This is a genomic window from Burkholderia sp. R-40 (assembly GCF_049942845.1).
Lineage (GTDB): Bacteria > Pseudomonadota > Gammaproteobacteria > Burkholderiales > Burkholderiaceae > Burkholderia > Burkholderia ambifaria.
The window spans coordinates 2,779,530-2,805,731 of the sequence record NZ_CP187968.1 but is presented as its reverse complement, the minus strand read 5'-3'; the positions used below and the strand labels follow the sequence as shown (position 1 = coordinate 2,805,731).

Here is a 26,202-nt window from a genome sequence, read left to right as displayed (position 1 = left end):
GGCTCTTTTGACCTCGACACGATGCGACTCATCGCCGGGATGACCGGCGAGCCGGATGCGCACGACATTACCATGAAACACCGGCCGCGCGTGCCGTGCGGCGGGTGTCGGCGGGTAGTCGTAAACCACGCTTGCGGGCGCGTTGCGAATTCGGCGGCGCGCGGGCAGGATCGTTGCCGACGGGACGATGTCCGGCGACCGCCGCGACCGCGCGCCGCAGCCCGCCCGAATCTCGTTATAAGAAATTCAATAAGTAATTCATGCGAGAAATACTATAGGCGATATATCGAAAACAATGCCAGAATGCGCGCCGCTCCGAACGCCGCGACACCCGATCGCCGTACGAGCCGCATCAGGAGGTTCCCCCACATGCACAACCACGGCCTGTCACGGCGGGGTTTTCTGAAAGCCAGCGTGCTGGCGGGCGTCGCGGTCTACGTCGCGCCCATCGGCAGCCGCGCGTTCGCGGCGCTCTTCGAAGAAAAACTCCTCACCCCGGTCAAATGGGATAGCGTCACCGGCATCCCCCAATTCCGCATCGACGGCATCGCGAAGGTCACGGGCTCGAAAGTGTTCGCCCGCGACGTGCGCGCGGCCGACATGCCGCACTGGCCGCAGCAGCAGTCGCACGCGCTGATCCTGCGCGTCACGCAGGCCGACCGTCTCTACGAAGGCTTCGACCTGTCGCTGCTCGGCGACGAACTGAAGCCGGACCGCGTCGTCACCGCCGACGATCTCGCGCGCGACGGCGTCGCGTTCCCGACGTTCTACGGCGACGACATGCTGTTGCCCGCCGGCAAGACGCCCGCGTATCTCGGCCATGCGGTCGCGATCCTCATCTACCATGACTTCGCGCGCTTTCGCTTCGCGAAGAACGCGCTCAAGTTCCGCGACGACGTGATCCGCTACGGCGCGGTCACGAGCCCGCTCGAGCGCGATCCGTGGGGCACGTTCCGCTACGTGCGGGTGGGCGGCAAGACGGCCTACGACGACGATGTCTACTCGAGCCTGAAGGACGCGCCGATCTTCCCGAGCATGATGCGCAAGCATCTGCCGGTCTGGCCGGACGGCAAGGAACACGGCAAGCTCGACGAGCAGGGGATGTTCCTGGCCGGCCAGATCGCCGCCGAACTCGATCATCCGTCGGCCGACTGGCTCGTGTTCGAGCGCGAGTACAACACGCAGTCGGTCGATACCGCCGCGCTCGAACCCGACAACGCGAACTGCTGGTACGACGCCGCGACGCAGTCGATGCACCTCGTCGTGCCGACCCAGTCGCCGCTCGAAGTGGCGGAGAACGCGGCCGCGATGGTCGCGAAATGCCGCTTCCCGGTGAAGAAGCTGTTCGTGCATCCGTGCTACACGGTCGGCTACGGCTCGAAGGATCACTGCAACGTGCCGTTCTACGGCCTCGTCTGCGCGCTGTACGCGGACGGCCGTCCGGTGCGGTTCGCGAACGACCGCTACGAGCAGTTCCAGACGTCGCTGAAGCGTCACGCGTTCAAGATGCATTACCGGATCGCGGTCGATCGCAACACGGGCCTCCTGCAGTCGTTCAAGGGCGACTTCGAGGCGAACGGCGGCGGACGCTCGAACTTCTCGCCGTCGGTCGCGATGGTCGGCGCGACGGCCGCGCAATCGATCTACTACTTCCCGAAGAGCGACCTCGCGGCGGTCGCGATCGCGTCGCGCGCAATCGACGCCGGCTCGGCTCGCGGCTACGGCACGCTGCAGAGCATGGCCGCGACCGAGATGGCCGTCGACGAAATCGCCGCGCAACTGAACCTCGACCCGATCGATTTCCGTCTGCGCAACGCATTGCGCTCGGGGATGAAGAACACGCAGGGCGCGATTCCCGCCGGCGCGCTGCGCGTCGAGGAGGTGCTGGAACGCGCGAAGCAGCATCCGCTGTGGACGCGTCGTGCAGCGCGCAAGGCCGAATTCGAGGCCGCGAACCCCGGCAAGCGCTACGGCGTCGGCTTCGCGTGCGTGCAGAAGGATTTCGGCACAGGCGCCGAGGCATCGTTCGCGAAGGTCGAATTCGACGAGAACGGCAAGGTGTCGCTGCATCACACGGCCGCCGAGATCGGCACGGGGATGTCGACGTCGCAGGCCGTCGCGGTCGCGAAGTGGCTCGGCCGCCCGGCGACCGACGTGCGCGTCGCGCTGACCGAATGGCCGGACCTGCCGGTCGAGACGAGCGGCGATCCGTATCTGATGTCGCAGGCCGACCAGGATCGCTTGAGCGCGAATCCACGCTGGTCGCCGAGCTATGCGTCGCCGTCGAGTGCGACGAACTCCGCGTACTACTTCACGCACAGCACGCGCGAAGCCGCGCGCGCGGTATTCCGCTACGGGCTGTGGCCGGCCGCGATGTCGATCTGGACGCGCGGCCTCGGCGGCGGCCAGGCCGCGCCTTACACGATCCGCATCGAGGACGCGCGCTGGGTCGACGGCAAGCTGACCGCCGACGGCCTCGAGCCGCTGACGTTCGAGCAGCTCGCGAAGCAGGCGCATGCGCTCGGCCTGCCGACCGGCGCCGTCGTGCACGTGTTCAACCGCTGGCAGTGGACCGACGCCGAGTTCGAAGTGGGCGGCATGGTCGATCGTCTGCCGGTCGATGGATTGTCGTTGCGTGTCGGCGCGCCGAAAACGGGCGACGCCGGCCCGCTGCCCGGCACCACCGCGCCGGCCGGCGCGACCACGATGCGCGGCACGCTGGCGCCGACCGCGAACGGCTACCGCGTGCTGGACCGCAAGCGCGTGTTCATTCCGCCGACGAGCCGCAACAACGCGGCCGTCACGTACTACACGGCGGTCGGCACGCTCGTCGAGCTGGCCGTGCACGAAGCGACCGGCAAGGTCGAGCTGCTCACGCATCACTCGATCATGGAGTGCGGCAGCCAGATCTCGCCGCAGCTCGTGTCGGGCCAGTTGCAGGGCGGCCTCGCGATGGGCATCGGCCATGCGCTGCACGAGGCGCTGCCGCTTTACGAGGACGGCCCCGGCAACGGCACGTGGAATTTCAACCGTTATCAGCTGCCGCGCGCGACCGACGTCGCCGTGTGGTCGCAGACGGGCGACATCCTGCCGCCGCTGTCCGAGACCGATCCGCCGAAGGGCGTCGCCGAAGTGGTGATGATCCCCGTCGTCGGCGCGATCGTGAACGGCATCGCGCACGCGATCGGCCATCGTTTCACCGATTTGCCGGTGACCCCGCAAAAGATTCAGGAGGTGCTCGCATGACGACCGCCCAAACCGCGGCTTCGGCCGCGAGCGCCAGCGCGGTTGCGACCGCTGCGACCGCTGCATCCGCGCCGAACGCGGCCTCGGCCGCCCCGGCATCCGCATCGGCTGCGCCCGCTGCTGCGCCGGCCGCCGTCGAGCGTCCGCTCGTCCGGTTCCAGCAGAAACCGCTGTCAGTGAACATCAACGGCAAGTCCGTCGGCCCGATGCAGGTGCCGGAAGGGCTGATGATGATCGAGTTCCTGCACGAGTACGCAGGCCTCACCGGTTCGCGGCTCGGCTGCGGGCAGGGCGTCTGCCACGCGTGCGTCGTGATCGTCGACCAGCCGGACGGCAGGAGCGAGGAGATGCGCACCTGCATCACCGGCGCGCATTTCTTCCACGGCCGTTCGATCCGCACGATCGAGGGCCATGCGAAGCGCAACGACGCGGGCGAGGTGGTCGAGCTGTCGCCGATCCAGCAGAAGTTCCTCGAGCACTTCAGCTTCCAGTGCGGCTACTGCACGCCGGGCTTCGTCAATGCGGCGACGGTGCTGATCGAGCGCCTGAAGCGCGAGCCGATCGCGAAGGCCGACGTCGAGCGCACGATTACCGACGCGCTGAACGCGCATCTCTGCCGCTGCACGGGTTACGTGCGCTACTACGAAGCCGTGAAGGACGTGATCCTGACGACGCCGGGACTTGTGAAGGACGCCGCATGAAACGCACATTCGCTCATCGTGCCGTGCGGGCCGCAGGCTTGCCCGCACTCGCGGCCGTCTGCGCGCTGCTGCTCGCCGCCTGCGGCGGCCATGACGCGCCGGTCTCGAGCGCGGCCTCCGGTGCGCCCGGCGCCGACCAAGTTGCGCGCGGCCGCTATCTCGTCAAGGCCGCGGACTGCGCGGCGTGCCACACCGCGAAGGACGGCGCGCCGTTCGCCGGCGGCGCACCGCTCGAATCGCCGTTCGGCACGTTCTACGGCTCGAACATCACGCCCGACAAGGATCACGGGATCGGCAGCTGGAGCGCGGACGACTTCTACGCCGCGCTGCACGACGGCAAGGCGCCGGGCAAGCGGCTGTATCCGTCGATGCCGTACACGTCGTACCGGCAGCTCACGCGCGCCGACAGCGACGCGATGTACGCGTACCTGAAGACGGTGAGGCCGGTCGCGCAGGAAAACCGCGCGCATGCACTCAAGTTCCCGTACAACCTGCGCTTCGGCATGGTGTTCTGGGACATGGTGTTCCTGAAGGACAGCCTGCCCGACGCGTCGAGCGGCCGGTCCGCCGACTGGCAGCGTGGCCGCTATCTGGCGGGCGCGCTCGGCCATTGCGCGGAATGCCACACGCCGCGCGCGTTCACCGGTCAGCTCGACGACGCGAAACCGTTCGCGGGCGCCGCGCTCGGCCGGGTGGCCGCGCCGGACATCACGCCGGCCGGCCTCGCGGCGCGCGGCTGGACGGGCGCCGACCTTCAGACGTTCTTCAGTGTCGGCATCGCGCCGCAAGGCTCGGCGTTCGGGGAAATGTATCCGGTCGTGCATCTGAGCACGCAGACCATGACGAAGGACGACCTGCGCGCGCTGTCCGTGTACCTGCTCGGCGATACGCCGCCGGCGCCGCAGCCGGTGAAGCCGGTGTCGGCCGACGCCGCGCAGCTCGCGGCCGGCCGCTCGGTGTATCTCGCGGTGTGCGCGGGTTGTCACGGCTTGAGCGGTGAAGGCAAGCCGCACGTGGCGGTGCCGATGAACGGCAATTCGACGCTGCGTCAGGGTGACTCGCGCAACCTGCTGGTCGCGATGCTCGACGGCATCGACGAGCAGAAGTTCGCCGGCTTCGAAAACCTGCAGCCGATGCCGGGTTTCGCGCATACGCTGAGCGACGACGAACTCGCGCAGCTCGCCAACTACCTGCGTGCGACGTGGGGCGGCCAGCCCGCGAACGTCACGCCGGCCGACGTGAAGGCCATGCGTCAGTAAGTCGTGCGGCGCAGCGGGGCGCCGCGCGCGAGGCGGCCGGTTTCCGGTTGCACTCGCGCACGACGCTCCGCCCGCATCTGTCCGGCGGCGCTTCAGTAGCCGCCCCCTCCGCCGCCACCACCACCTCCGCCGCCTCCGCTGCCGCCCGCGCCGCCATACCGGCTCATGCCGGCTCCTTGCGATACGCCGCCGCCCGACGACGTACATCCCGCCGACAGCACCAGCATCAGCGCCGCGAGCAGTGCCGCGGCCAGTCTTGCCGATTTCATTTCACTCTCCTTGCACCGCGCAGGCCGCGCGGCCGCGCGGTTCGCATGAACCGGCGCCGCGCGAAGACGAAACGTTTCCGGCGCGCGGTTTATTCCATGCTTTTTGCGGATCGGCGCGGATCGGCGTGCGTCGCCTGCCGGTGCCGGATCGGCTGCCCGGCACGGCGGCTTGGTACACTCCGGCTCGCCGCCATTCCGATTCCCACGACAATAACCATGAGCGCCACTCGCGAGCATCCGCCGCACAAATCATCGAGCCCGTCCAATCCGGTCGTGTTCGGCTGTCTGGCATTTACCTTCGGCGCGCCGCTGGTCGCGGCGCTCGTGTGGCCAAGCGTGATGCTGGTTGCGTGGTCCGTGATCAACGGCCCGCACTGGGAGACGCTCGCACTCTGCGCGGGCATGGTGCTGTTGATCCTGGGCGCGTCGTTCTTCCTGGGCTATTTCCTGCCGGCGACGCTCGCGGGCGGCATCATGGGCGCGATCGGCACGCGCATCCGGCGGCGCTGGTTCGTGCTGCTGGGCACGATCGTCGGCACCGGTCTGATGGTCGGTTACGTGCTGCTGCAGTCCTATCTGCTGAACGACGGCGAAATCGGCGGGATCAACGGGATCGCGATACTCGATTCGATTTTGACGTCGGCCGTGATGTCGCACTGGCTGCATCGACGGCTCGAACGCGCGCATTTGAGTTGAAGCGGTGCGCAAGCGGGCGCCGTGCGATCGACTTATGTCGGCCGGAACGATGGCGCGCATGAACCGACGTCATACGGCAACGCGCAGCCGGGGCGCGCGGTGCGCCCCGGCGACTCGCCGCATGAAAGGCCAGGGGTGACGCGTGGCCGGGAGGCCGCCGTCGCGGCGGCATCCGGTCAACGATAGACGAGATCGGCGCGGCGGTTCTGCGCCCACGAATCTTCATCGTGGCCGAGCGCGACCGGCTTTTCCTTGCCGAGGCTGACCGCTTCGAGTTGCGTCGTCTGCACGCCCAGCGTTTCGAGCGCGCTCATCACCGCTTGCGACCGCCGCTGGCCGAGCGCGAGGTTGTATTCGGACGTGCCGCGCTCGTCGGTGTTGCCCTGGATCAGCACGCGGCGTGACGGGTGGTTGCGCAGGTAGTCGGCGTGCGACTGCAGCAACGACTGGAATTCCGGCTTCACCGAGTACTGGTCGAAATCGAAATAGACGCTGCGCTTGGCGAGCGGGCTATTCGGATTGTTCAGATCGTCGGTCGTCACCGTGGCGACCGCTTCGCTCGAGGGTGTCGGCGCCATGCCGGCATTCTCGGGCGTTTTCGTCGCGTGGTGACAACCTGCCAGCAGGGCGAAAGCTGCCAGGACCGCAAACCGGTTCGTTTTGTTCATCAGAATTTGCTCCGAGAAACCCCGCCATTGATGGCGGGAAGGAAAGGCGTGCTGTTGACAGGCAGCTTCTTCCACGGGTTAGGATCACCGGCATGATTCTTGTCTACCGCTACCGGGTGAAGTCGCTCAACGGACTGCTTAACAAGCAGAGCCGTGCGGTGAACTACGTCTGGAACTTCTGCAACGACACGCAGAAGCACGCGCTCAAGTGGAGCAAGAAGTGGCCGACGGGATTCGATCTGAACGTGCTGACGACGGGCAGCAGCAAGGCGCTCGGCATTCACTCCGGCACGATCAACGCGACGTGTGAGCAGTACGCGAAGTCGCGCAGTCAGCACCGTCGGCCCTACCTGCGCTATCGCGGCAGGAAATCGCTGGGCTGGGTGCCGCTGAAGGGGCGTGACCTGAAGCGCGAGGGTGACGCGTTCCGTTTCGCTGGCAACACGTTTCGCGTGTTCAACAGCAGGCCGCTTCCCGAAGGCAAGATCAAGGACGGGACCAACTTTGCGCAGGATGCGCGTGGCAACTGGTTTCTCAACATCGTGATCGAGATGCCCGATGTTCAAGTCCGCCCGATCCGTTCCGGTGTCGGCATCGATCTCGGCCTGAAAGACTTCGCCACACTTTCGACCGGCGAGAAGCTGCCCAATGACCGATTCGGTCGACGCGCGGCGGAGAAACTGGCGAAAGCGCAACGGGCGCGAAAGCACAAGCGGCATATCGCGAAGTTGCACGCCAAGGTCGCGAATGCCCGTGCCGATTTCCAGCATAAGCTCGCGCTCGATCTGGTGCGGCGCTTCGATTACATCGCGGTCGGTAACGTGTCGGCCGTCAAACTTGCCAGAACCAGGATGGCGAAAAGCGTCTACGACGCGTCCTGGTCGTCCTTCCGAAACAAGCTCCGTTACAAAGCGATGGCGCACGGGGCCACGTTCGAGGAAGTCGACGAAAGCGGTTCTACCCAGTCCTGTTCGTCGTGCGGATCGAAAGACAGCACGACGCGGCCGAAAGGTATCGCGGGACTGCGAATGAGAGAGTGGGCCTGCAGTGACTGTGGTGTCGTGCATGATCGAGATACCAACGCTGCTGTGAACATTCTCCGATGCGGACGTGCATCGCCAGGTGTGGGAATCACCTGCCTTTAGGCGGGTGAGGACGTCAATGGGCGTCTCCTGCGGTTGACTGCGGGGAAAGCGTCGTGCGTGCCAAGCGGCAACGTCACGAATCCGACCGGGACGGCACGAAAAGTGCTGGCTCCCGTGCGCAATACGACGCGCTTTCGTAAGCCGGCGAGGTGTCAAATGAAAGATTGTCTCGGCCGGAACGCCGAATTCACGGCGCCGCTGCAACTAGATTAGGAAAAATGTCACAGCGTGACCAGTTTCTCCGTCTATTTCACGCAACAACGACGCGGGGACGCATTCTTGCTTGCGCGGGCGCAACAGGATCCGCTAGCGCGATGCGCGATTTCGGTGCGCGCGCATCGAGCTTGGCCCGATCGTCAGAATTTGTGCCGCAACCCGAGCGCGACGACTAGCTGGTTGCTGTTGGCGGACGGCGTCATCGTCCAGACCGTCGCGTTGAACGCGGGATTGCCGTTTCCGCCGCTCACGCTTTGATAGACGGCTTCGAGATACGCATCCGTGCGGGGCGAGAACGCATAGCCAGCCTGCGTGACCACGTGGTTCCATTTCGGGCGCGTCTGGCCGGTGCGTGTGTCGAATCGGCCCATCGTGTACGTGTACGCGGCGGACAGGGTGAACGCCGGCGTGACGAAGAAGCGGCCGTCCACCGTGAAATTGTCGAAGACCAGCGATTCGCCCTTCAGCGGCGTGATGCCGCCGCCCTGGAGCACGCCGCTCACGCCGTCGGTGGCCGAGTGCGACCACGCGGCGCCGACCGAATGCAGGCCGAACGCATAGCGGCCGGCCATGGCCCAGATCTGCTGGTTGCCGCCCGTGATCGTCGCGGAGCCGTCGACCGTGCTCATCGCGCCGTCCGGGTTCGGCGCGTTGCGGTCGCGGCTGATCTTCAGGTAACCGGCGCCGAGCTTCAGCGGCCCGTTCGCATAGCCGAGCCCCGCGCTCCAGACGGCGTTGTTCGAGAACGCGCCGGCCGTGTTCGAGAACCCGTACAGCGCGCCGAACGTCAGCCCGCGATACGTCGCGCTCGTGTACTTCACCGCGTGATTGATGCGCAGGTTGCGGTTCGAGTCGTCGTTGTCGTACGGATGCACCGCGAGATTGCCGCCCCAGCCGGGGCCCGACGCGCCGAGCGGCGTCACGAAATCGAGGATCGGGTCGTACTGGCGGCCGAACGTGAGCGTGCCGGCCGTGCGCGAGCTCACGCCGACCCATGCCTGACGGCCGAACATGTCGACGCCTTTCTGCGACAGCTTGCCGTTCGTGCCCGAGAAGCCGTTTTCGAGCGCGAAGACCGCCGCCGTCCCGCCACCGAGATCCTCGCGGCCGCGCAGCCCCCAGCGCGATGCGTTCAATGCGCCGCTCGTCAGCGCGACACTGCCGCTGCCCGGCGAACCGGCGCCTTGCGTACGCTGATTGGTGGCATAGGTGATCGACGTGTCGATCAGGCCGTACAGCATGACGCTGCTCTGCGCGTGCGCGATGCACGGAATCAAGCCGGCGATGCAGGCGGCAATCGCGGTCGCGGGGAGTGTGACGGTGCGGTGGCCGCGGCGGACGCCACGCGACGCGGCGGCGCGCGCGCTGGCACGCTGGCCGATTTGGTAGGAATACATAGGAGTTTTTATCGTTGGTCTCCGGCCCGATCGCCGGTGGGTCGCGCCGGCGCCTGGCCGACGGATCGAGCGGCCATTATTGGAGATCGTGCGACCGTCGATTAAGGCGCTGCACAGGAAAGGTCCTCTGCGAGATCGAATGGAATCGCGACGTCGCGGCGCGGCCGGGTTGCGGCCAGCGCACGGGTCACAGGCACGAATGCGTGTGCGTGTTAGCGACGAGCAAGCGGCAGCGCGGCGTCGGCGCCGCCGCACCGATACGCGGCACGAACCGCGATCGCCCGCGCTTCGAACGCGTCCGCGGAGAGCGCAGGCCGTAACCGGACGGCCACGCGCGGCAGCGACGCAAGCTGGTTGCGCAGGCAAACGATGGCGTCGCGGCATCGCGCGGATCATGGGTTTGCCGGTGGAACGCAGTATGTATTTATGACGCACACCGACACAACCGGCAAATTTTTCCGCCGGCAGCAATCATCGACCAAGCGGCGGCCAAGCGCCGGTGCGTTCGTAGCAAGCGTCTCCCCGCGCCGCCGCAACCGGCCCGGCGACTACGTAATGCACGACTTTTTCACCCGCGAGCGTTCGGCACAATGGACCATTGCGCGTGGCTCGCCTGCCGCTGTGCCGGCCCGTCACGCATGCCGCGGGAGAACGGACATGGTGTTGATGGCAGTGGGCGGGGGCGGGCCGGTCAGCGTGCCGCAGCCGCAGAATGACGACGATCCGGCGCCGAAGAACGGGACCGGCGGCGCCCCGCCGGCCCAGACGGCGGAACAGCAGGCCCTCGCGGCCGCGCAGGCCGAGACGCAGCGCCTGCTCCAGCTCGCCCAGGCCGAGATGGCGGCGCTCAAGCGCCTGCACGACCAGGGCGCGTCCCAGTCCGATCTCGACAAGCAGGTGAAGAAGGCCGAAACCGCATGGGGTGCGGTGCAGGCGGCCGTCGAGAACCAGATGCGCGTCGCGGCCGAGGGCGGCGGCGACAAGGACAAGGCGATCGCCGGCGTGGCCTCGGATCTGCGCAATGCGTCGCCGAAGGATCCCGTGCTCGGCTCGGTGCTCGACGACGCGCAGAAGGCGGTGTCGGCCGAATCGGCGCCCGAGCGGGCGACCAACGTGAAGGCGTTCCAGTTCGCGATGGCGTGGCAGAAGGAACAGGACGCGAACGCCGACGTCCAGCGGTACAACGCGTTGCCGGGCGGCGTCCGCCGCGCGGATCCCGACATCGGCGCGCAACTGCGCCAGACCGCCAGCACCGCCGACACGAATGCGAACAACGCGTACACCGCGCTCACCACCTCGTTGCGCCACGAATACAGCACGTCGGCCGCGACACTGCGACTGGACAACGCGAAGGCCGATTACGCGGCGTGGCAGAAGGAGCCGGGCGGGCTGCGCCGCGCCGACGAGGCCGACATCACGCGCGAGCTGTCGCAGGCGCAGAACCAGTACGACAAGGTCGTGACGGGCGGCGACGACACCGCGCTGACCTATGTGACGGCCGACGAACAGAAGCAGGTCGTCGCGTCGGTGAAGCAGAATCACGACGGCATGTGGTACACCGGCCTCGTCGACGCGCTGGGCGAGCAGAGCCAGCTCAAGCGCACGATCGCGACGATCAATCCCGACGATCCGTCGCTGTCGCCGCAGATGAAGCAGCTCGCGCAGTCCGATCCGGTCACGTTCGCGTTGCTGCAGGACACCGGTGTGAGCGTCGATCCGAACGACCCCAAGCTGTCGACGCAGGAGAAGGCGCTCGCGCAGCAGAATCCGCTCGCGGAAGCGTTCGTGAAGATGACGGGTATCAAGGTCAACACGGACGGGCTGAGCGATGCGGAGGCGAAGGCGCTGAACGCGAAGATCGACCAGGCGGGCGGCGTGTTCGCGTATGCGATGGCGCAGGCTCAGGCGCAGAAGAACAATCCCGGTTATCAGCAGGTCCAGACGTTGCTCGCGGCGGCGCCCGAGGTGCGGCTCCAGTACACGAAGCAGCAGGTTACGCAACTGATGCAGGGCCCGGACAGCAATCCCGGCGCGGCGCTTCAGGTGCTGAAGACCAACATGAATGCGTCGTTCTCGCTGGACGAGCGCCAGACGCTGTGGACGCAGGCCGGCCAGCCGCATTTCAACGCGAGCTTCATCCATTCGCAGATCGATCCGCTGATGCAGAAGCCCGATTCGCAGGCGACGGATCAGGCCAGCATGCAGGCGCGTGCCGACGGCAGGATGAATGCCGACAAGGCCGGCAAGTGGATGCAGGACATCCTTGCCAATGCGCCGCCCGAATTCGCGGGCGTCGTGCTCGACACGGTCAAGAAGGATTTCGGCAACAAGTGGACGCAGTCGAACACGGGCACGCCGCAGCCCTACGGCGACGGCATCGAGTTCTACAAGGGGCTCAGCACGGCGGTCGGGCTCGCCGACCAGCAGCCGACCGAGAGCGGCGTGCCCGTGCAGCGCGAGGACGACGTCGCGAACTGGCTGCTCGACGACAAGGGCAACGCGAAGACGCTGATCTACACGCTGCGCGGCAGCGACACCGGCTACGGGTTCGACGGCGTGCGCCAGGCGCTGTCGTCGGGTGTCGATCCGGCGTTGTCGAAGTCGCTGCTGTCGAAGATGCAGAACGACGACCGGTTCCGCTCGGGTTTCGCGAACGACTTCCAGCTGCGTTACGACCAGGGCATCAAGAATGCCCAGAGCAAGCAGCAGAAGGAAACCGCCAACGCCAGCTACAAGCTGTTCCAGGCCGATCCTGACAAGCAGCTGAAGGCGTATTTCGACGACTTCCAGAAGAACTTCGGCGACAACCCCTACACGTTCACGACCGGCTCCGACCAGATGACGAACTTCGTCGGCGCGGGGCTCGGGCTTCAGCCGGACGACCCCGGCGCCGTGCCGACCGACCGGAACGACGTGCCGTCGATGGCGCAGCTCGAGCAGCTGATCGTGAGCAACGGCCAGCTCCCGAACGGTACGGCCGTCAACAGCCGCTCGCTGTACGCGCAGAACTCGGCGACGACGCAGATGATCCAGGCCGTCGTCGACCAGATCCGCAAGGTCGGCGGCGATCATGCCGTGGTGTCGCTGGTGCCGATCTACTACGTGTCGAAGGGAACGGGCACCGCGCCGAGCGCACTGTTCAAGGTGCAGGTCGAGGGCCATCCGGATCAGTACAAGCTGATCGACGATCGCGGCTGGAAGTACGACACCGTCGACGACTACCAGCACAACAACGCGCTGTCGGACGACGGCAAGCTCTACGTGCCGAAGAGCCTGACGACCGATGGGGCGACCGGCGGTTACTCGCAGTACGAATCGATCGACGCGCACAAGACGGAGTGGTATCAGCATCTCGAACACTACGTCGAGATGGGCACCGGCATTCTCGCGGCGGCCGGTGGCGCCGTGCTGGTCGCGAGCGGCATCGGCGCGCCGGTCGGCGGCCTGCTGCTCGGCGCCGCGTGGACGGCGGTCGGCGCGGGCATGGCCGTCGGCGTGCCGGCCGCGATCGCCGACCTGAAGAACCTGAGCGATCACGGCCAGTCGACCGGCTTCGGCAACGCCCAGGCGCGCGGCGACTGGATCAGCCTGATCGGCAGCGGCGCGGGCATCGCGGGCGGCGGGCTCGGCATCGCGGCGAAGTCGCTCGCGGAGGCCTCGTCGCTGCTGCGTACGACGGGGCAGGTGTCGGACATGATCACGCTGGCATCGCGCGGCGAGGGCGTGACGGCCGACGTGGCCGGTCTCGGCCGCTTCGCGCAGGAAGCCGACGCGTTCCAGTCGCTCGCGCAGACGACGGGCCGCACGTCCGGCGTGCTCAACGTGTCGGGCGGCGTGGTCGGCGGCTACCAGATGCTCGACCAGGGTGCGTCGCTGGTGAAGAACTGGGACGCATTGTCCGAATCCGACCGCGCGCAGCAACTGCTGAACCTCGGCATCGGCGTCGCGCAGATGGGGCTCGGCTCGCACACGCTGATGGAGCGGCCGATCCGCGCGATCACGAAAACGCCCGCGCCGCCGACGATGCCGCGGCCGGTCGCGTTCGACGTCGCGAACGCGATGTTCGCCAACGGGCTCGCGAACCAGCGTCTCGCGGTCGGTGAGGTCGGCAACCCGTGGCAGCACGCGGAGGACCAGGCGCACACTTTCGGCGAACCGGCCGACGACGGCGGCACGGTCGCGCCGGCCGACAAGGGGTTGCGCGCGCGCTTCTCCGACTGGCTGCGCGCGCGCCGCACGCAGGGCACGCCGGACGACGACGCGGTCGCGTTGCGGCTCGCGCCCGACGGTGAACCGATCGACGGCGCGGCGACGCCGGCCGTCGCCGACGCACTGGCGGGCGAGGGCGCGTCGCCGACGGCCAAGGCCGGCGTGCCGGCCAACGGCGCGCACCCCGCGTCGTGGGAGATTCCCGCGCGCATCGCGGCCGATCGCGCGATGCTGAGCGAAGTGGTCGGGCGGATCCTCCAGAGCGGCAATCGGCTCGAGGACGTCGAGTACTACGTGTATGCGCTGGAGGACGCCGAAGGCAACGTGCGCAACCCCGAGGAGGACGGGCTGCCCGCAACCAAAAAGGGCAACCTGCTCGACGACATGAACGCGGCGAAGGCGGACGAACGGCGCGCGAAAGCGGCCGACGATGCGCCGGCGCGCGCGGCCGCCGCGCCGGACGAGGACGGCACCATCGGCGTGACGCGCTACACGACGTACCACGACGCGCTGATGGTCGGCGCCGACGGCGTCGCGGGTGGCCGCTACCGGATCGCGCTGGTCGATCAACGCGCGCTCGCCGCGGACGGCACGGTGCCGCCCGAAGCGGTCGTCGGCCATGTCGGGCTGACCGACGCCGGCGATGCGTTCATGCTGTCGATGAACGATGCGTACGACCGCACGCTGCGCGTGGTGTACCCGCGCGGCTTCGATCCGCAGAAGCCGCTGATTCGCAGCGAGGACGGCCGGCGCGTCGACGTGATCAACGCGCCGTTCGGCATGAGCGAAACGCAGTGGGCCGCCTATCCGCGCCGCGAGGCCGACCTTGCGATCTATTCGAACAACGCGGGCCAGCCGGAGAACCGGCTGCCGCCGGGCGAGCGGCCGTTGATGCCGGTGCCGCCCGGTTACTTCGCCGTGTACGCGCATGCTTGGGCCGATGCATTCGCGAGCGCGACCGGCAAGGCGATGAGCGCGGAAGACATGGCCGAGATGGTGCGCCAGAGCGGCTGGGACGGCAAATCGCCGGTGATCCTCTATGCGTGCGGCGCCGGCTCGCGCGTGAGTCCGCTCGCGCAATTGCTCGCGAACGTGCTGGGCGTCGACGTGTACGGCGCAAGCGGCTTCGTCGCATGGCGTTCGCCGCGCTATCGCACCGACGGCAGTCCCGATTCCGGTTATACGAGCGGCATCCTGATCGAGCCCGGTGCGCCCGATCGGGACGGCGTGCCGGACCATTCGGTCAGCAGCGGACCGCGCACCTACCGGTTCTCGCCGGCGCTGGCGGTCATCGACCAGGGCGCGCATCCGGTCAACTGGAGCGGCGTCGCGCCGCGCCCGGTGTCGAATCAGTGGGGTGGCAGCGCGTCGGCGGGCGACGTGCGGGTGCCGCTCGGCGTGTATGTGTGGCGCATGTTGACGAAACGCGGGTCGATCATCAATCCGCGCAGCGGCCGTTCCGCCAGCGCGCTCGAGATGACGCACGCGCTGGAGGATCTGGCGTGGAAGGGCTATACGCCGGGCACGCCGATCGCGCTGGATGGGCCGCGCAGCGGCGCCAATCCCGAGTTGCTGCAGGAATTCGCGGACCTGATCCAGGCGCCGGTATTCGGCCGGCTGGGCGACGACGATACGGCCGGATGGTGGCGTGCGCTGCCCAATCCGAACCGCCGGCTCGCGCGCTTCCAGATCGAACCGGACGTGAACGGCAAGTTCTCGCCGGGCCGCGCGCAGCCGGTTCGCGTCAATCCGCTGGAACTGCGGCCCGTGCCGGGTTCGAGTGTCGTGAACCTGCTCGGCCACGCGAGCGCGCGGCAGTTCCTGAAGGTGTCGGGTTTCGATATCGTCGAATCGCACGGCACGAAGCCGAGCGACGTCAGCTGGGACAGCTCGATCGCCATCATGAATGGCAAGACGATCGCGCCGAAGGAGTTCGCGCGCAGGATGCTGGAGGATCCGGCCTATACGGAAGGCAACGGCGTGCTGCTGACCGGCTGCTATCTCGCTTCCGGCGGTTATTCGTTTGCGCAGGAGCTCGCGTATGAACTGCAGGCGCCGGTGATCGCGTCGATCTCGTCCAACTCGGTGCGCGGCACCGGTGCGCTGGAACTCTATCCGCTCGACGACGATATCGGCGTGCCGGCGCACGATCCCGACGTCGCGACGCGGCTCTATCTGCATGTGCCCGAGGCGCCCGATGCCAGCGACCCGCCGATGGTGTTCGCGCAGCGCGGCGGACCGCCGTTGCGCACGCTCGCGCATGACGATGCGCCGGTCGAGCCGGTGCATCCGATCGACACGCAGATCGATCCGGACGCGGACAGCGGGCGGCGCGGCGCCGGTGCTGCGCCGGGCGATGCCGGCCGGCGGGGCGTGACGCCCGGCGAACCCGTGCATCCGCGGCTCGCGCCTGAGCCGGACGCGGGAGAACCGCCCGTGTACGAGCCGACCCCGCTCGTGGAGGTCGAGCCGGGGCAGATCTTCACCGCGGACGAATGGGCCGCGCGCACCGAGCAGATCGCCGAAGCCGAGGCCGACGATGGGCTGTCCGGGAAAACGGAGAAAATCTATCCACCGACCAGCCGCGTCTATACGGACCGCAAGATCGCCAACGGTGGCGTGGTCACGACGACGGTCCACGGCAAGTCGGTGCTGCAGCCCGGGTTCGACGACGTGACAGGCGTCGACGCGACGCAGCATCCCGAATTCCTGCGCCCGGCCGACACGCTGCTGATGCCGCCCGACGATCCGCTGCATCCGATCGGCGCGCGCGGGCTGATGTCGCCGCCCGGTCATCACGTGGTGTTCGGACACGGGATGTCGGCCGACGCGATGCTCGGCCCGGAAGGCCGGCCGCTCACGCCGGACGAGGTGGCCGAGCGCGTCGCGCCGCATCTCGAGCCGGGGCAGGACGTCACGCTGTATTCGTGCTTCGGCGGATCGAACAAGCACGATCCGCTGCGCGTCGCGCCGGGCCAGGTGCGGGCCGCGAGCACGACGTTCGCGGCGGCGCTGGCCCAGCGTCTGTCCGAGATCACCGGGCGGCCGATATCCGTCTGGGCGCCGCCGGACATCCTGCTCGTGGAACCCAATGGTTCGACCACCGTGCGCGGAACGCGACTGACGGGGCAGGTGGACAGGGATCGTCTGCCGATGCAAAGCTTCCGCGGCGACCCGGCACGCGCGGGCCGCGCGGCGCTTCCCGCAGGGCCGCACGCGGAACCGGCGCCGACGACCACCCGCACCGCGTCGCGCCCGATCGCCGATCCTCCGCCGCGTCCCACGGTGCCGCGCGTCGCCGATCCGACGTTCGCCGATCCCGACTACGACTTCACCGCGATTCCGGACGACACGTTCGAATCGGTCACGCTCGACCATCCGTTCCGCACCGCGCTGGCCGACCGGCCGGGCGTGATCGGCGACGCCGCCCGCGTCACGCAACCCGGCGGCACCGTGAGCCAGCACTGGCCGAGCTATTTCCTCGACGGCCCCGAACCGACCCGCGTGATCGACGACGTGATGCAGGCGTTCGACGCGGCCGGGCTGACCGACCTGCGCGTCGAATTCGTGACGCGCGACGGCAGTATCGAACTCGGCAGCGGTACCGACTTCGGCGCGCTCGATCCCGAGGCGGGCTGGTTCCGGTTCAGCGGGAAGGTGCCCGACGCACCGGCGGCGGCCGCCACGCACGCGCGGGGCCGCGCGGATGCCGATGCGCCGCTCGCGTTGCCGGAAGGCGCGCGGACGGTCGCGCACGACGAACTCGGGCACGCACTCGATGCCGCGCAAACCGGGCCGCGCAATCACGCATACGTGCCGACCGACGCGTTGCCGGACGGCACCGCGTTCGCACAGGGCGAGCTGACGCCGCAGGAGCGCGTCGCGGCCAGCGCCACCGCGAACCTGGCTGCCGTCGACGCAGCCGCACCGACCGACGTCGTGCTGCTGTCGGCGCTCGGCCACGATCCGGCGAGCGCGCTGCGCATCACCACGCCCGACGGCGGCGAACTGTACAAGCCAGCCGGCGTCGACATGTATGTCGTGCGAACCCGCGATCCAGCGACCGGCGACGTGTCGTACCAACTTGCCGGCGTCGATCGTTCCGGTTTGCCGGAAGGCTATACGGCCGTGCATCCGGACGGAACACGTGCGGTCGGCGCGGTCGACGGCAGCCCGACCTGGCCGATGATCGGGCCGGCAGGGCCGGGCAGCCGTCTCGCGAGCGCCGCGGGCGACCCGTCCGGTTCGACGCCTGCCGCCGTGCCTGGGCGGTCGGCCGTGCCAGCCACACCGGAAACGAGCGCCGTGGCCGACACGCAGCAGGCGCGTGCCGCGTCATGGCTCGACACGCTCGGCCGCCGCACGCTCACGCGCGTCGATGGCCGGCATGCGCCGACGCTGGACGGGCTCGCTCGTCAGCTCGGCCCCAACGCGCATGTGCTGATCACGTCGCATGCCGAGCCGCCCGCCGGGAGCGACGAACACCCGGCACCGACATTCGTCGCGGTGCTCGAGACCGATGCGAACGGCGCACTCGGCCCGGTGCGGATGCTGGACGGCAAGCGCGTGCCAGCCGCGCTGAACAAGGCGCTGGAGAACGCCGGCAGCGGCGGCCGACGCGCACGCGGCAAGTACGATTTCTACGTATCGCCGGTCGCGCACGACGAACTCGTGCGGTTCGGCGGCCCGTCGAAGATCGAGACGCCGGACGGCAAGACGTCGTGGCCGGTGACGACGTCGGGCCACCCCGTCGAGCAGACGCTCGCCGCCGACGTGTCGAAGCTGCACGACGCGCCCGTCTTCAAGCGGCCGCGCCAGGCCGTGCGCGCGGTGTCCGGCGAGCAACGCTGGATTCACGTGGTCGACGACGAGACGGGCAAGGTGCTCGGCCATGCGGAACGCAACACGAACCACGAGTGGAAGTACTTCGAGAAGGCGTCGGTCGGCGATACCGAGATTCCCGAGCAGGATCTGCGCACGGTGTTCCGCCGTCGCCGCCGGGGCGGCATTCCGGTCGGCCGGTCGCCGCGCCGCGGCATCCGCTTCGTCGTCAGCGACGTGACGCCCGCGACCGTCGAGCGCATCGGCGGTTTCCGGCCGGCGAAGGAGGCACCCGCCGTCGAGAAGAAGCCGTTCCGCTCGGCCGGCGACCTGTTCCAGTCGATCGTGCCGGTGCGCCGGCCGCTCTCGCGCGCGGAAGAGGGTGACGACGCGAACGCAGCGAACGCCGCGCCGCTGCCGCCGGTCGATCCGCACCTGCTGCCGTCCGACAAGTCCGCGCTCAACGCGGTCGACTTCAGCGGCAACAGCGTGTCGCACCTGCTGAGCGCGATCCGCAACGGCGCGCTCGACGGCGGCCGCCACGTGATCTACGTGTTCAGGACCGACGGCGCGGTGGCCGAGGCGCTCGGCGACCCGCTCGGCGTGATCGCAGAGCGCAACGGCGAGATGCGCTGGTTCGACAAGGTCCCGCAGGTCAACAACCTGCACCATCGGGGCGTGCCGCTCGACGAAATGCCGATCGGCAACGATCGCTTCGGAACGGACGTGCATTTCCTGCTCACGCAACTGTCGCCGCGCGACTTCCTGAACAGCGCGCGGCCGACCCGCGTCGCCGCGCTCGAGGCGCGCGCGCAGGCGCTGCACGATCAATGGAAGGATGCGGAAGCGCGCAGCCTGAACTCGGCGCCGTTCCGCGCGCTCGCGGCCCGCACGCGGCACGGCTACAACGAGGTGCTCGGCGACCTGCGGCGCTTGCGGCGCAACGGCGCCGCGCCCGCGCCGCTGTCAATCGAACCGTATCAGCCGGGCCTGTCGTCGGCCACCGTCGTCCAGTTCGGCCTGCGCAACGGCGCGGCGAAGCCCGAGCAGTATTTCGCGACGCACGAGCAGATCGAGGCGTACAACACGCAAGCGCAGCGGCCGGGCGACGTGAACCTCGTGCTGAAGGGCGAGCCGCAGGCCGTGATGGTCGACGTGGGCATGTGGCGCACGCTGCTCAATAAGCTGTATGTCGCGCGCGACGTGTCGACGTCGGCGTCGCGCTTCCTGCCGGTGCCGGGCAAGCTGCGCGCGCACACGCGCAACCTGGGCGCGGCGACCGTCGCCGACAAGCGGATCCGGCAGATCTTCACGCGCTCGGACGAGGCGTTGCAGGACCGCATGGTGCCGATGGCGCGCTCGTTCTCGCTGAGCGACGATCCGGCGCTGATGGGCGCGCTCGTCGAGCGGTACGGCGGCGTGATGCCGGTCGCCACGCTCGTGGTCGATCCGCATTCGCTCGCCGCGGTGCTCGGCAAGGCGCACGATCCCGACTTCCTGCGCGCGGTGCGTGCGCTCGGCGACCAGAAGAACGCGGTGTTCGACGGCGCGAACGGGATGATCCATCCCGCGCGCGACTCGGACGGCACGGCGCTCGCGCTCGACGATCTCGCGCATCTGCATCGCTGGCTCGACGAGGCCGCGCGCACCGGCTTCGCGATCCGGCTCGAGACCGCGCCGTCGCGCGCGCTCGTGTCCGGCGCCGACTACCGGTTCCAGTCGGGCACCAACGACACGTATCACGACTACGTGCGGGTCATGAGCGCGCTCGAAAGCTGGTCGAACGCGCATCCCGATACGACGGCGCCGAACGTGATGGTCACGTTCCACGGCTGGGACGCGGTGCCGGAATCGGTGCCGGGCGGCGGGCATGAGAAGCTGCTGCGCGCGGTGCTCGAGCGCAAGGGGCTCGAATGGGTGCACATGGGGCTGTCGTACGGCACGCACGGCGCCGACTTCGTCGGCAACCAGGATCTCACCGGCGCGCTCGCGAAGCTGATCGTCGAAAACCGCAACCGGCCCGACATCATCAATCGCCTGCATGGCGCCGACGCGCTGACGCGCGTGTTCGAGCGCGTCGACCGGCAGACGCTCGCGAACCAGCATCAGCTGCTGTTCGCGGAAGTCGAGCGGATCGGCATCGCGGACGGGATGACGCCCGCCGAAGTGGCCGCGCTGCGCCAGAAGATCTATGAAGGCAACACGACCGTGTGGCTGAACCAGGCGCGCAAGGCGACGATCGAGCATGCGACGCAGCTGTGGGAGGCCGACGGCAACGCGCCGCGCACCAGGACGGACAAGGGCGCCCGCACGTTCGGCGCGCGCTGGCTGGACGCGTACGGCGGCAACGTGCCCGACCGCGTGACGACCGGCAAGCGGCCGTCCGCCGCCGACCCGCGCGAACATTGGGACGCGGTCGTGCGCGATCCGGTGCTGATCAACGACGGCACCAAGCCGATCGGTGCGAGCCGCCGCGAAGCGGCCCAGCTCGGGAAGATCGACATTCCCGACGACAAACGCGCGCAGGCGGAACTGCATGCGCTGCGGGTGCACGACGAACCGATCGGCGAGAACACGCCGCCGCCTTCGGCACGGCGGATCGCCGGCGACATCACCGCGGCCACGTTGACCGGCGGCGCCGGCGCGGGCGTGCTCGTCTGGGCCGGGCGGGAGTCGGTGCGCACCGCGACGAATTCGCTGTACGCGGGCCTGCGGGTCGGTCGTGTGTTCCAGGCGCTGCATCACGGCGCGGTGGCCAGCCTGAAGAACGGCGATCCGCGCGTGTTCGACCGCGTCGTCGACCGGCTGGTACGCGGGCTGCAGGCGCAACTGAAGGCGAACGGTTTCGACGTGACCGCGCGCGGCACGCAGCTCGAGCAGATCGCGCACGAAGGCAAGGCGATGGCCGCGCAGCTTCGCGCGCTGAACAACGACGGGATGCTGTCGTTCGACGACACCGTCGCGCATACGAAGGCGATCGCCGCCGACATGCTCGCGCAGATGCAGGGCGTGGTCGGCGGGACGTCGCTGAAGCTGCTGCACCACGGCAGCCCGCGGCATTCGATTGGCCGGATCGGTCGCGTGCTGGCGCTCGGCGGCTACGGCGGCTCGATCATGATGAATGCGAGCCGGGCGATCTGGCACGGCGACCTGCTCGCCGGCGGACAGGCGATCGGCGGCGCGTTCAGCGCCGTCTACACCGGCATCGTCTACAAGGGCAGCGTGCGCGGCGTGAACGCCGAGAACCGCAGTCAACTCGCGCGGATCGCGAGCGCGACCGGCGACTACCTGACGTCGGCGGTCAGTATCGCGACCGGGGCCCATACCGCGCTGACCGGGGATCCGATGACCGGCTCGCTGATCGCGACGTCCGGCGCGCTGCTCGGCGCCGGGCGGCTGCATTCGCATTTCCCGAATGCGACGCCGTGGATGGAGCGCCTGCCGACCGGCATCGCGCTGGCGCCGGTGGCGATCTTCGGGATCATGCAGGGGATCAACCTGTACACGTCGGCGACCGCGCCGGACGACAAGCACAAGCCGCCGGGTTCGTCGCCGCAACCGTCGGGTTCGAATGCGGGGACACCGGCGCCGGGTGCATCGTTCGCGCCGTCGCCGGGCGCGACGAGCGCGCCGGCGCAGCCGAGTGCGTCCGCGGCACCGTCGGCATCTGCATCGCCATCGGCATCGGCGACTTCAACGGCCGGCGCGCAGCCGTCGAGTGCGCCGTCACAACCGACGCAGGCCCCGGCGAATTCGCCGAGCCCGACGCCGACACCGCTGACGGTGAACGTGGTGGCCGGCGATTCGTTGTGGACGATCGCCGAACGTCACGAAGGATCGCTGCTTGCCGCGGCCCACGTGCCGGCCGACGAACAGCAACGGATGTCCGACGGTCAGCGGATCAACGTCGCGCTCAACGAGATCCTGCAGCTCAATCGGAACCTGGCGGGCAATCCGGGCGAGATCGCGCCGGGGCAGCAGGTCATTGTCGGGTGAGCCCGGCGCGGCGAAGGCCGACCCGCGGCATCGGCGGGTCAGCCTTCGCGCTTGCGCTGCGGGAGCACCCAGAGCATGCGTCCCACGGCCTCGGCCTGGTTGCGCGAATGGGTCTTTTCGTAGATCGCGCGCAACTGCGTGCGAATGGTCGTGAGCGCAACGCCGGTACTCGCCGCGCATTCGTCTGGCGTCTTGCCGCAGAGCAATGCTTCCGCAACGGCCGCTTCGGCGCTCGACAAGCCGAACGCCTGTCGCAACTGTTGCGCGACGACGAGCGGCGCCGCGCTGCGTTGCCTGACCGTGATCAGCATCGTCGCGTCGCCGAAGGTCGACTGTAGCGCCTGCCCCGACAATGGCGCGATGCCGAGAAAGATTTCATGCGCATCGCTCAGGGTGCTGGACAGCGCCAGGCTCTCGCTCTTGCGCGTCTTCGCGACGCGGGCCAGCGCCGCCTTCAGCGCATCGTTCTGCGGCGCTCCCGCGGCGCTGAGGCATCCGTGCTCGAGCTTCAGGCAGGTGGTCGCGCGCAGCATCGCTTCGGCCGCACGGTTGACGAATACCACGTGCGAATGCCGGTCCAGCGCGAACACGGACAAGCCCAGTTCCTCCATCAGTTCGGCACCGAGCATGGCGTCGCGGTGCAGTATGCGCGCGTCCTGCCACAGGTTGATCGAGCGTTGCAGATGTCCGGCCATGCTCGAGAGCGTCGCGCGTTCGTCGGACGAATAGGGCGGTCGGCCATTGGCGCGTAGCAAGCCGAGCAGAATGTCGTCGCTGCCTGGACGCGCGAGACGCACGCCCATCAGATAGCGAATGCCCGACGGAATCTGATAGTCCTGGAAGAACTCACTGCGTTCGACGTCGCGCTCGCTCAGATGATCCTGGCAGCACACGAATTCGCCGAGCGGAGCATTTTCGACAAAACCGCGGCGCGGGTCGAGCGCGCCATAGTACTGGTCGTAGAGGGCGACGAGGCCGTCCAGCTCCGCGCGCGGCGAATAGATCGAGAGCTTCGGCGCGTTGCGCGCGGCATCCCAGCTGAACATGTGAAAAACGTTTGCGCCGAGTGATTCGGATACCTGATGGAATATCTCGAGAAAACCATCTGGATGCAGCGCGGCCTCGTAGAGGTCCCCGATTAGTTGGTCCCGTAACATGCGTGCCCCCCGGCGAATCGCGATTTTGGTCTTCGTATATGGCGTTTTTGTATGACGATATCCATTCGAATACCGAATTTTTTTCAGGCTAACACAGCTGAATTGCATTCAGGGTCGCATTGTTTCGCGATTTTCATTCACTTGAATGATGATCAAAAAAAACGCCTTTGCGAGAATCCCCGTCGACCAGCGTGCATGCGCGGTGCGTATCGCACCTGACAACCAGAAGACTCTCGGGGAAAAGCAATGAAACTCAAACCTGTCGTGTCCGGTATTGCAGCGCTCGTGCTGTCAGCTTGCGGAGGCGGAGGCAGTTCGTCCTCGTCGCCTCCCGAACCCGCCGCGCAGACGGTCAGCGGTGTCGCGGCGGCTGGCGCGGCGATGCAGGGCGCGACCGTGAAACTGTTCGACGCGACCGGCAAATCGGTGGACTGCCCGGCCGACGCCGCGACCGGTGCGTTTCACTGCGCCGTGACCGGCTTGACCGCGCCCTTCGCGTTGTCCGCCTATGGCAACGTCGCCGATTCGCAAGCGACCCTGATCGCGCTCAGCGCCACCGGCGGCACGCAGACGATCAACATCACGCCGATCACGAACGCGATCGCCGCGACGATCGTCGGCGACAACCCGACGAAGTTGCTCGGCGACACCGGGCTGCTGCAAAGCAAGGTCACCGCTCAGGCCGTCGCCGGCACGGTGCAGGCCTATTCCGCGGTACTGGCCGACCTGCTGGCCGCGACCGGCAACACCGGCGTCGACCTGATTTCCGGACCGTTGACGGCCGGCGCACCGGGGCTCGACCGGCTGCTCGACCAGGTGAAGATCAACGTATTGCCGAACGGCGGCGTGCAGATCAGTTCGGTCGCGGGTGCATCGAGTGATACGCCCGTGCAGCTCGAGCTCGCGCCCGGCGTCGCGCCGCAGGCCAGCGACAAGGCGAGCCTGCCGGCCGTCGCGACGATCGATGGCGTGACGATGACGAATCTGCCGAGCGCGAGCGCGCTGGCTGGATTGCAGAGCGCGCTCAACCAGTGCTTCGCCGGCTCGACCGGCGCCGCGCGCGCGGACGGCAAGGTGCCGGCGTGCGGGCTGATCTTCGTCGATGATGTCGCGTCGGGCGCGTTGAACACCGGCGTGCCCACGGCCTATCTGAACAACGGCATGTCGGTCGACCAGGAGTTCGGCGCACCGTCCGGCGGCGGCGCACCCGGCATCGTCGCCGACGATGCGATGAACAACGCAAGCTTCAGCCTGCCGGAAGTGATCCGCGTCGTCACCGGCGATACGATGTGGGTGAAGCTCGCGTGGACGCGCACCGACGGTATTCGCGACGGTATGCAGCAGCATGTGCAGCTCGCCGTCCGGGCGGCCAGCCTCGCGAGCGGCGATACGGGCTGGCGCGTGGTCGGTAATCAGCGCGCGGTGCTGAGCAAGGTGAACGCGAACGCGCAGAAGTGGGACTGGCTGAATTCGGCCAACCCGATGACCGGCACCAACGCGTTCATCGATTCGCTGAACTTGCAGGTAGGAACCGTCGATGCGGCGGGCACCCCGGTGGACTTCGCGATCGTCAACGGTCCCGGGTTGCGCCATGGCGTGTTCCTGCAGCCGTCGAGCGGCACCTGCGATACGCTGAACATCCGCGCACAGATTGCGAGCGGGCAGACCCCGGCTCAGCTTGCCGCGCTGCCGAAGACGCCCCAGTGCCGCAACAATTACCGTCTGGCGGGCGTCGCACAGGATCCAGCCAACCAGGGCCTGTTTTCGTGGCCGGGCGATGCGCCGCGCAACAATACCGCATGGGCGAAGCCGCAATTGAGCGCCGCCGAGCTCGCCGACATCAAGCCGTTCAGCGCGTACACGATCGACATTTACCAGAACGGCAACACCGCGACGCCGTTGCACTATACGGTCCGGCTGCGCACGCCGTCGCCGTTGCCCGATGCGTTGCGTCAGTACGCCTGGCACGACGTCGCGCAGTCGACCCGCGACGCGCTGACGCCGGGCAGCGCCGGCACCTTTGCAGGCGGCACGACGTTCCCGTTGAGCTGGACGTCGAAAGCGGGGGTGCCGTTCGTCAAGCGGGGCAACGTGCAGATTCGCGCAACCGCGGCAGGGCAGCCGTCGCCGATGTTCGTCAACGGCTCAGCGCGCGCGTTGCCGGTGCAGCCGGGCGCCGCGATCAAGCTCGACGTGCCGGCTGATCAGGGCGCCGCGTTTCCGTCTGTAGCCGGCTGGACGGGGAGCACCGACTTCTCGTTCGTGAACCTGAGCTGGTCGGATACGGGCGACATGCTCTTCTCCGAATCGCTCGAATACGACCGGTGACGGGCATCGCGCCGGGTACGGCCGGTGAGTAGTCGTCCGGCGGAACGGTTTGCCGTTCCGCCGGGTCGTTGTTGTTAGGGCGTGGGCGTGGGCG

The 26,202-nt window shown here is 68.2% G+C and carries 11 protein-coding genes; 7 read left to right on the top strand and 4 right to left on the bottom strand.

Translation table 11 applies throughout. The annotated features are described in order from the left end of the window. The first annotated feature begins 369 nt into the window (after positions 1 to 369). The 3 genes from ACP26O_RS28795 to ACP26O_RS28785 are packed head-to-tail and all read left to right on the top strand — an operon-like array spanning position 370 to position 5,206. Positions 370 to 3,246 carry a xanthine dehydrogenase family protein molybdopterin-binding subunit gene (locus ACP26O_RS28795; protein ID WP_175663785.1) on the top strand — a complete coding sequence of 959 codons (2,877 nt, stop codon included), beginning with the start codon at positions 370 to 372 and terminating at the stop codon, positions 3,244 to 3,246. Next, a complete protein-coding gene (locus ACP26O_RS28790) occupies positions 3,243 to 3,947 on the top strand; it encodes a (2Fe-2S)-binding protein (RefSeq protein WP_175663786.1) in 705 nt (234 codons plus the stop codon). The genes ACP26O_RS28795 and ACP26O_RS28790 overlap by 4 nt, the downstream gene beginning before the upstream one ends. Next, a complete protein-coding gene (locus tag ACP26O_RS28785; RefSeq protein ID WP_175663787.1) occupies positions 3,944 to 5,206 on the top strand; it encodes a cytochrome c in 1,263 nt (420 codons plus the stop codon). Before ACP26O_RS28790 ends, ACP26O_RS28785 begins: the two co-directional genes overlap by 4 nt. A gap of 92 nt (positions 5,207 to 5,298) precedes the next feature. Here the strand turns inward: ACP26O_RS28785 and ACP26O_RS28780 are convergent, their stop codons facing one another. Further along, positions 5,299 to 5,475 (bottom strand): hypothetical protein, encoded by a 177-nt coding sequence (locus ACP26O_RS28780; RefSeq protein WP_165753128.1) that lies wholly within the window; start codon positions 5,473 to 5,475, stop codon positions 5,299 to 5,301. Positions 5,476 to 5,520: 45 nt separating this feature from the next. Between ACP26O_RS28780 and ACP26O_RS28775 the strand changes: the two genes are divergently transcribed. Next, positions 5,521 to 6,171 (top strand): hypothetical protein, encoded by a 651-nt coding sequence (locus tag ACP26O_RS28775; RefSeq protein ID WP_244098964.1) that lies wholly within the window; start codon positions 5,521 to 5,523, stop codon positions 6,169 to 6,171. Between the two features lie 176 nt (positions 6,172 to 6,347). Here ACP26O_RS28775 and pal read toward each other — a convergent pair whose 3' ends face one another. Then, complete coding sequence (gene pal, locus ACP26O_RS28770) at positions 6,348 to 6,839, bottom strand: peptidoglycan-associated lipoprotein Pal (RefSeq protein WP_175663830.1); 492 nt, start codon at positions 6,837 to 6,839, stop codon at positions 6,348 to 6,350. A gap of 92 nt (positions 6,840 to 6,931) precedes the next feature. Here pal and ACP26O_RS28765 point away from each other — a divergent pair, with 92 nt between their 5' ends. Beyond that, positions 6,932 to 7,984 (top strand): RNA-guided endonuclease InsQ/TnpB family protein, encoded by a 1,053-nt coding sequence (locus tag ACP26O_RS28765; RefSeq protein WP_426356353.1) that lies wholly within the window; start codon positions 6,932 to 6,934, stop codon positions 7,982 to 7,984. 356 nt (positions 7,985 to 8,340) lie between these two features. Here the strand turns inward: ACP26O_RS28765 and ACP26O_RS28760 are convergent, their stop codons facing one another. Beyond that, positions 8,341 to 9,597, bottom strand: a complete 1,257-nt coding sequence (locus tag ACP26O_RS28760; protein WP_175663789.1) for a porin — start codon at positions 9,595 to 9,597, stop codon at positions 8,341 to 8,343. A 657-nt stretch (positions 9,598 to 10,254) separates the two neighbouring features. Between ACP26O_RS28760 and ACP26O_RS28755 the strand changes: the two genes are divergently transcribed. After that, complete coding sequence (locus ACP26O_RS28755; protein WP_175701207.1) at positions 10,255 to 22,623, top strand: LWXIA domain-containing protein; 12,369 nt, start codon at positions 10,255 to 10,257, stop codon at positions 22,621 to 22,623. A gap of 38 nt (positions 22,624 to 22,661) precedes the next feature. Here the strand turns inward: ACP26O_RS28755 and ACP26O_RS28750 are convergent, their stop codons facing one another. Beyond that, the gene (locus ACP26O_RS28750) at positions 22,662 to 23,780 is read right to left on the bottom strand and encodes a helix-turn-helix transcriptional regulator (RefSeq protein WP_175663791.1); all 1,119 of its coding nucleotides are present in this window, start codon (positions 23,778 to 23,780) and stop codon (positions 22,662 to 22,664) included. A gap of 246 nt (positions 23,781 to 24,026) precedes the next feature. On the opposite strand from ACP26O_RS28750, the gene ACP26O_RS28745 reads away from it, so the two are divergent. Next, entirely contained in the window at positions 24,027 to 26,108 is a 2,082-nt protein-coding gene (locus ACP26O_RS28745; protein ID WP_175663792.1) for a hypothetical protein, read from the top strand. Positions 26,109 to 26,202: the final 94 nt, after the last annotated feature.

Bases quoted from the DNA above. Each gene is read 5' to 3' on its own strand.
- ACP26O_RS28795 (WP_175663785.1), top strand. From the start codon at position 370: ATGCACAACCACGGCCTGTCACGGCGGGGTTTTCTGAAAGCCAGCGTG.
- ACP26O_RS28790 (WP_175663786.1), top strand. From the start codon at position 3,243: ATGACGACCGCCCAAACCGCGGCTTCGGCCGCGAGCGCCAGCGCGGTT.
- ACP26O_RS28785 (WP_175663787.1), top strand. From the start codon at position 3,944: ATGAAACGCACATTCGCTCATCGTGCCGTGCGGGCCGCAGGCTTGCCC.
- ACP26O_RS28780 (WP_165753128.1), bottom strand. From the start codon at position 5,475: ATGAAATCGGCAAGACTGGCCGCGGCACTGCTCGCGGCGCTGATGCTG.
- ACP26O_RS28775 (WP_244098964.1), top strand. From the start codon at position 5,521: ATGAACCGGCGCCGCGCGAAGACGAAACGTTTCCGGCGCGCGGTTTAT.
- pal (WP_175663830.1), bottom strand. From the start codon at position 6,839: ATGAACAAAACGAACCGGTTTGCGGTCCTGGCAGCTTTCGCCCTGCTG.
- ACP26O_RS28765 (WP_426356353.1), top strand. From the start codon at position 6,932: ATGATTCTTGTCTACCGCTACCGGGTGAAGTCGCTCAACGGACTGCTT.
- ACP26O_RS28760 (WP_175663789.1), bottom strand. From the start codon at position 9,597: ATGTATTCCTACCAAATCGGCCAGCGTGCCAGCGCGCGCGCCGCCGCG.
- ACP26O_RS28755 (WP_175701207.1), top strand. From the start codon at position 10,255: ATGGTGTTGATGGCAGTGGGCGGGGGCGGGCCGGTCAGCGTGCCGCAG.
- ACP26O_RS28750 (WP_175663791.1), bottom strand. From the start codon at position 23,780: ATGTTACGGGACCAACTAATCGGGGACCTCTACGAGGCCGCGCTGCAT.
- ACP26O_RS28745 (WP_175663792.1), top strand. From the start codon at position 24,027: ATGAAACTCAAACCTGTCGTGTCCGGTATTGCAGCGCTCGTGCTGTCA.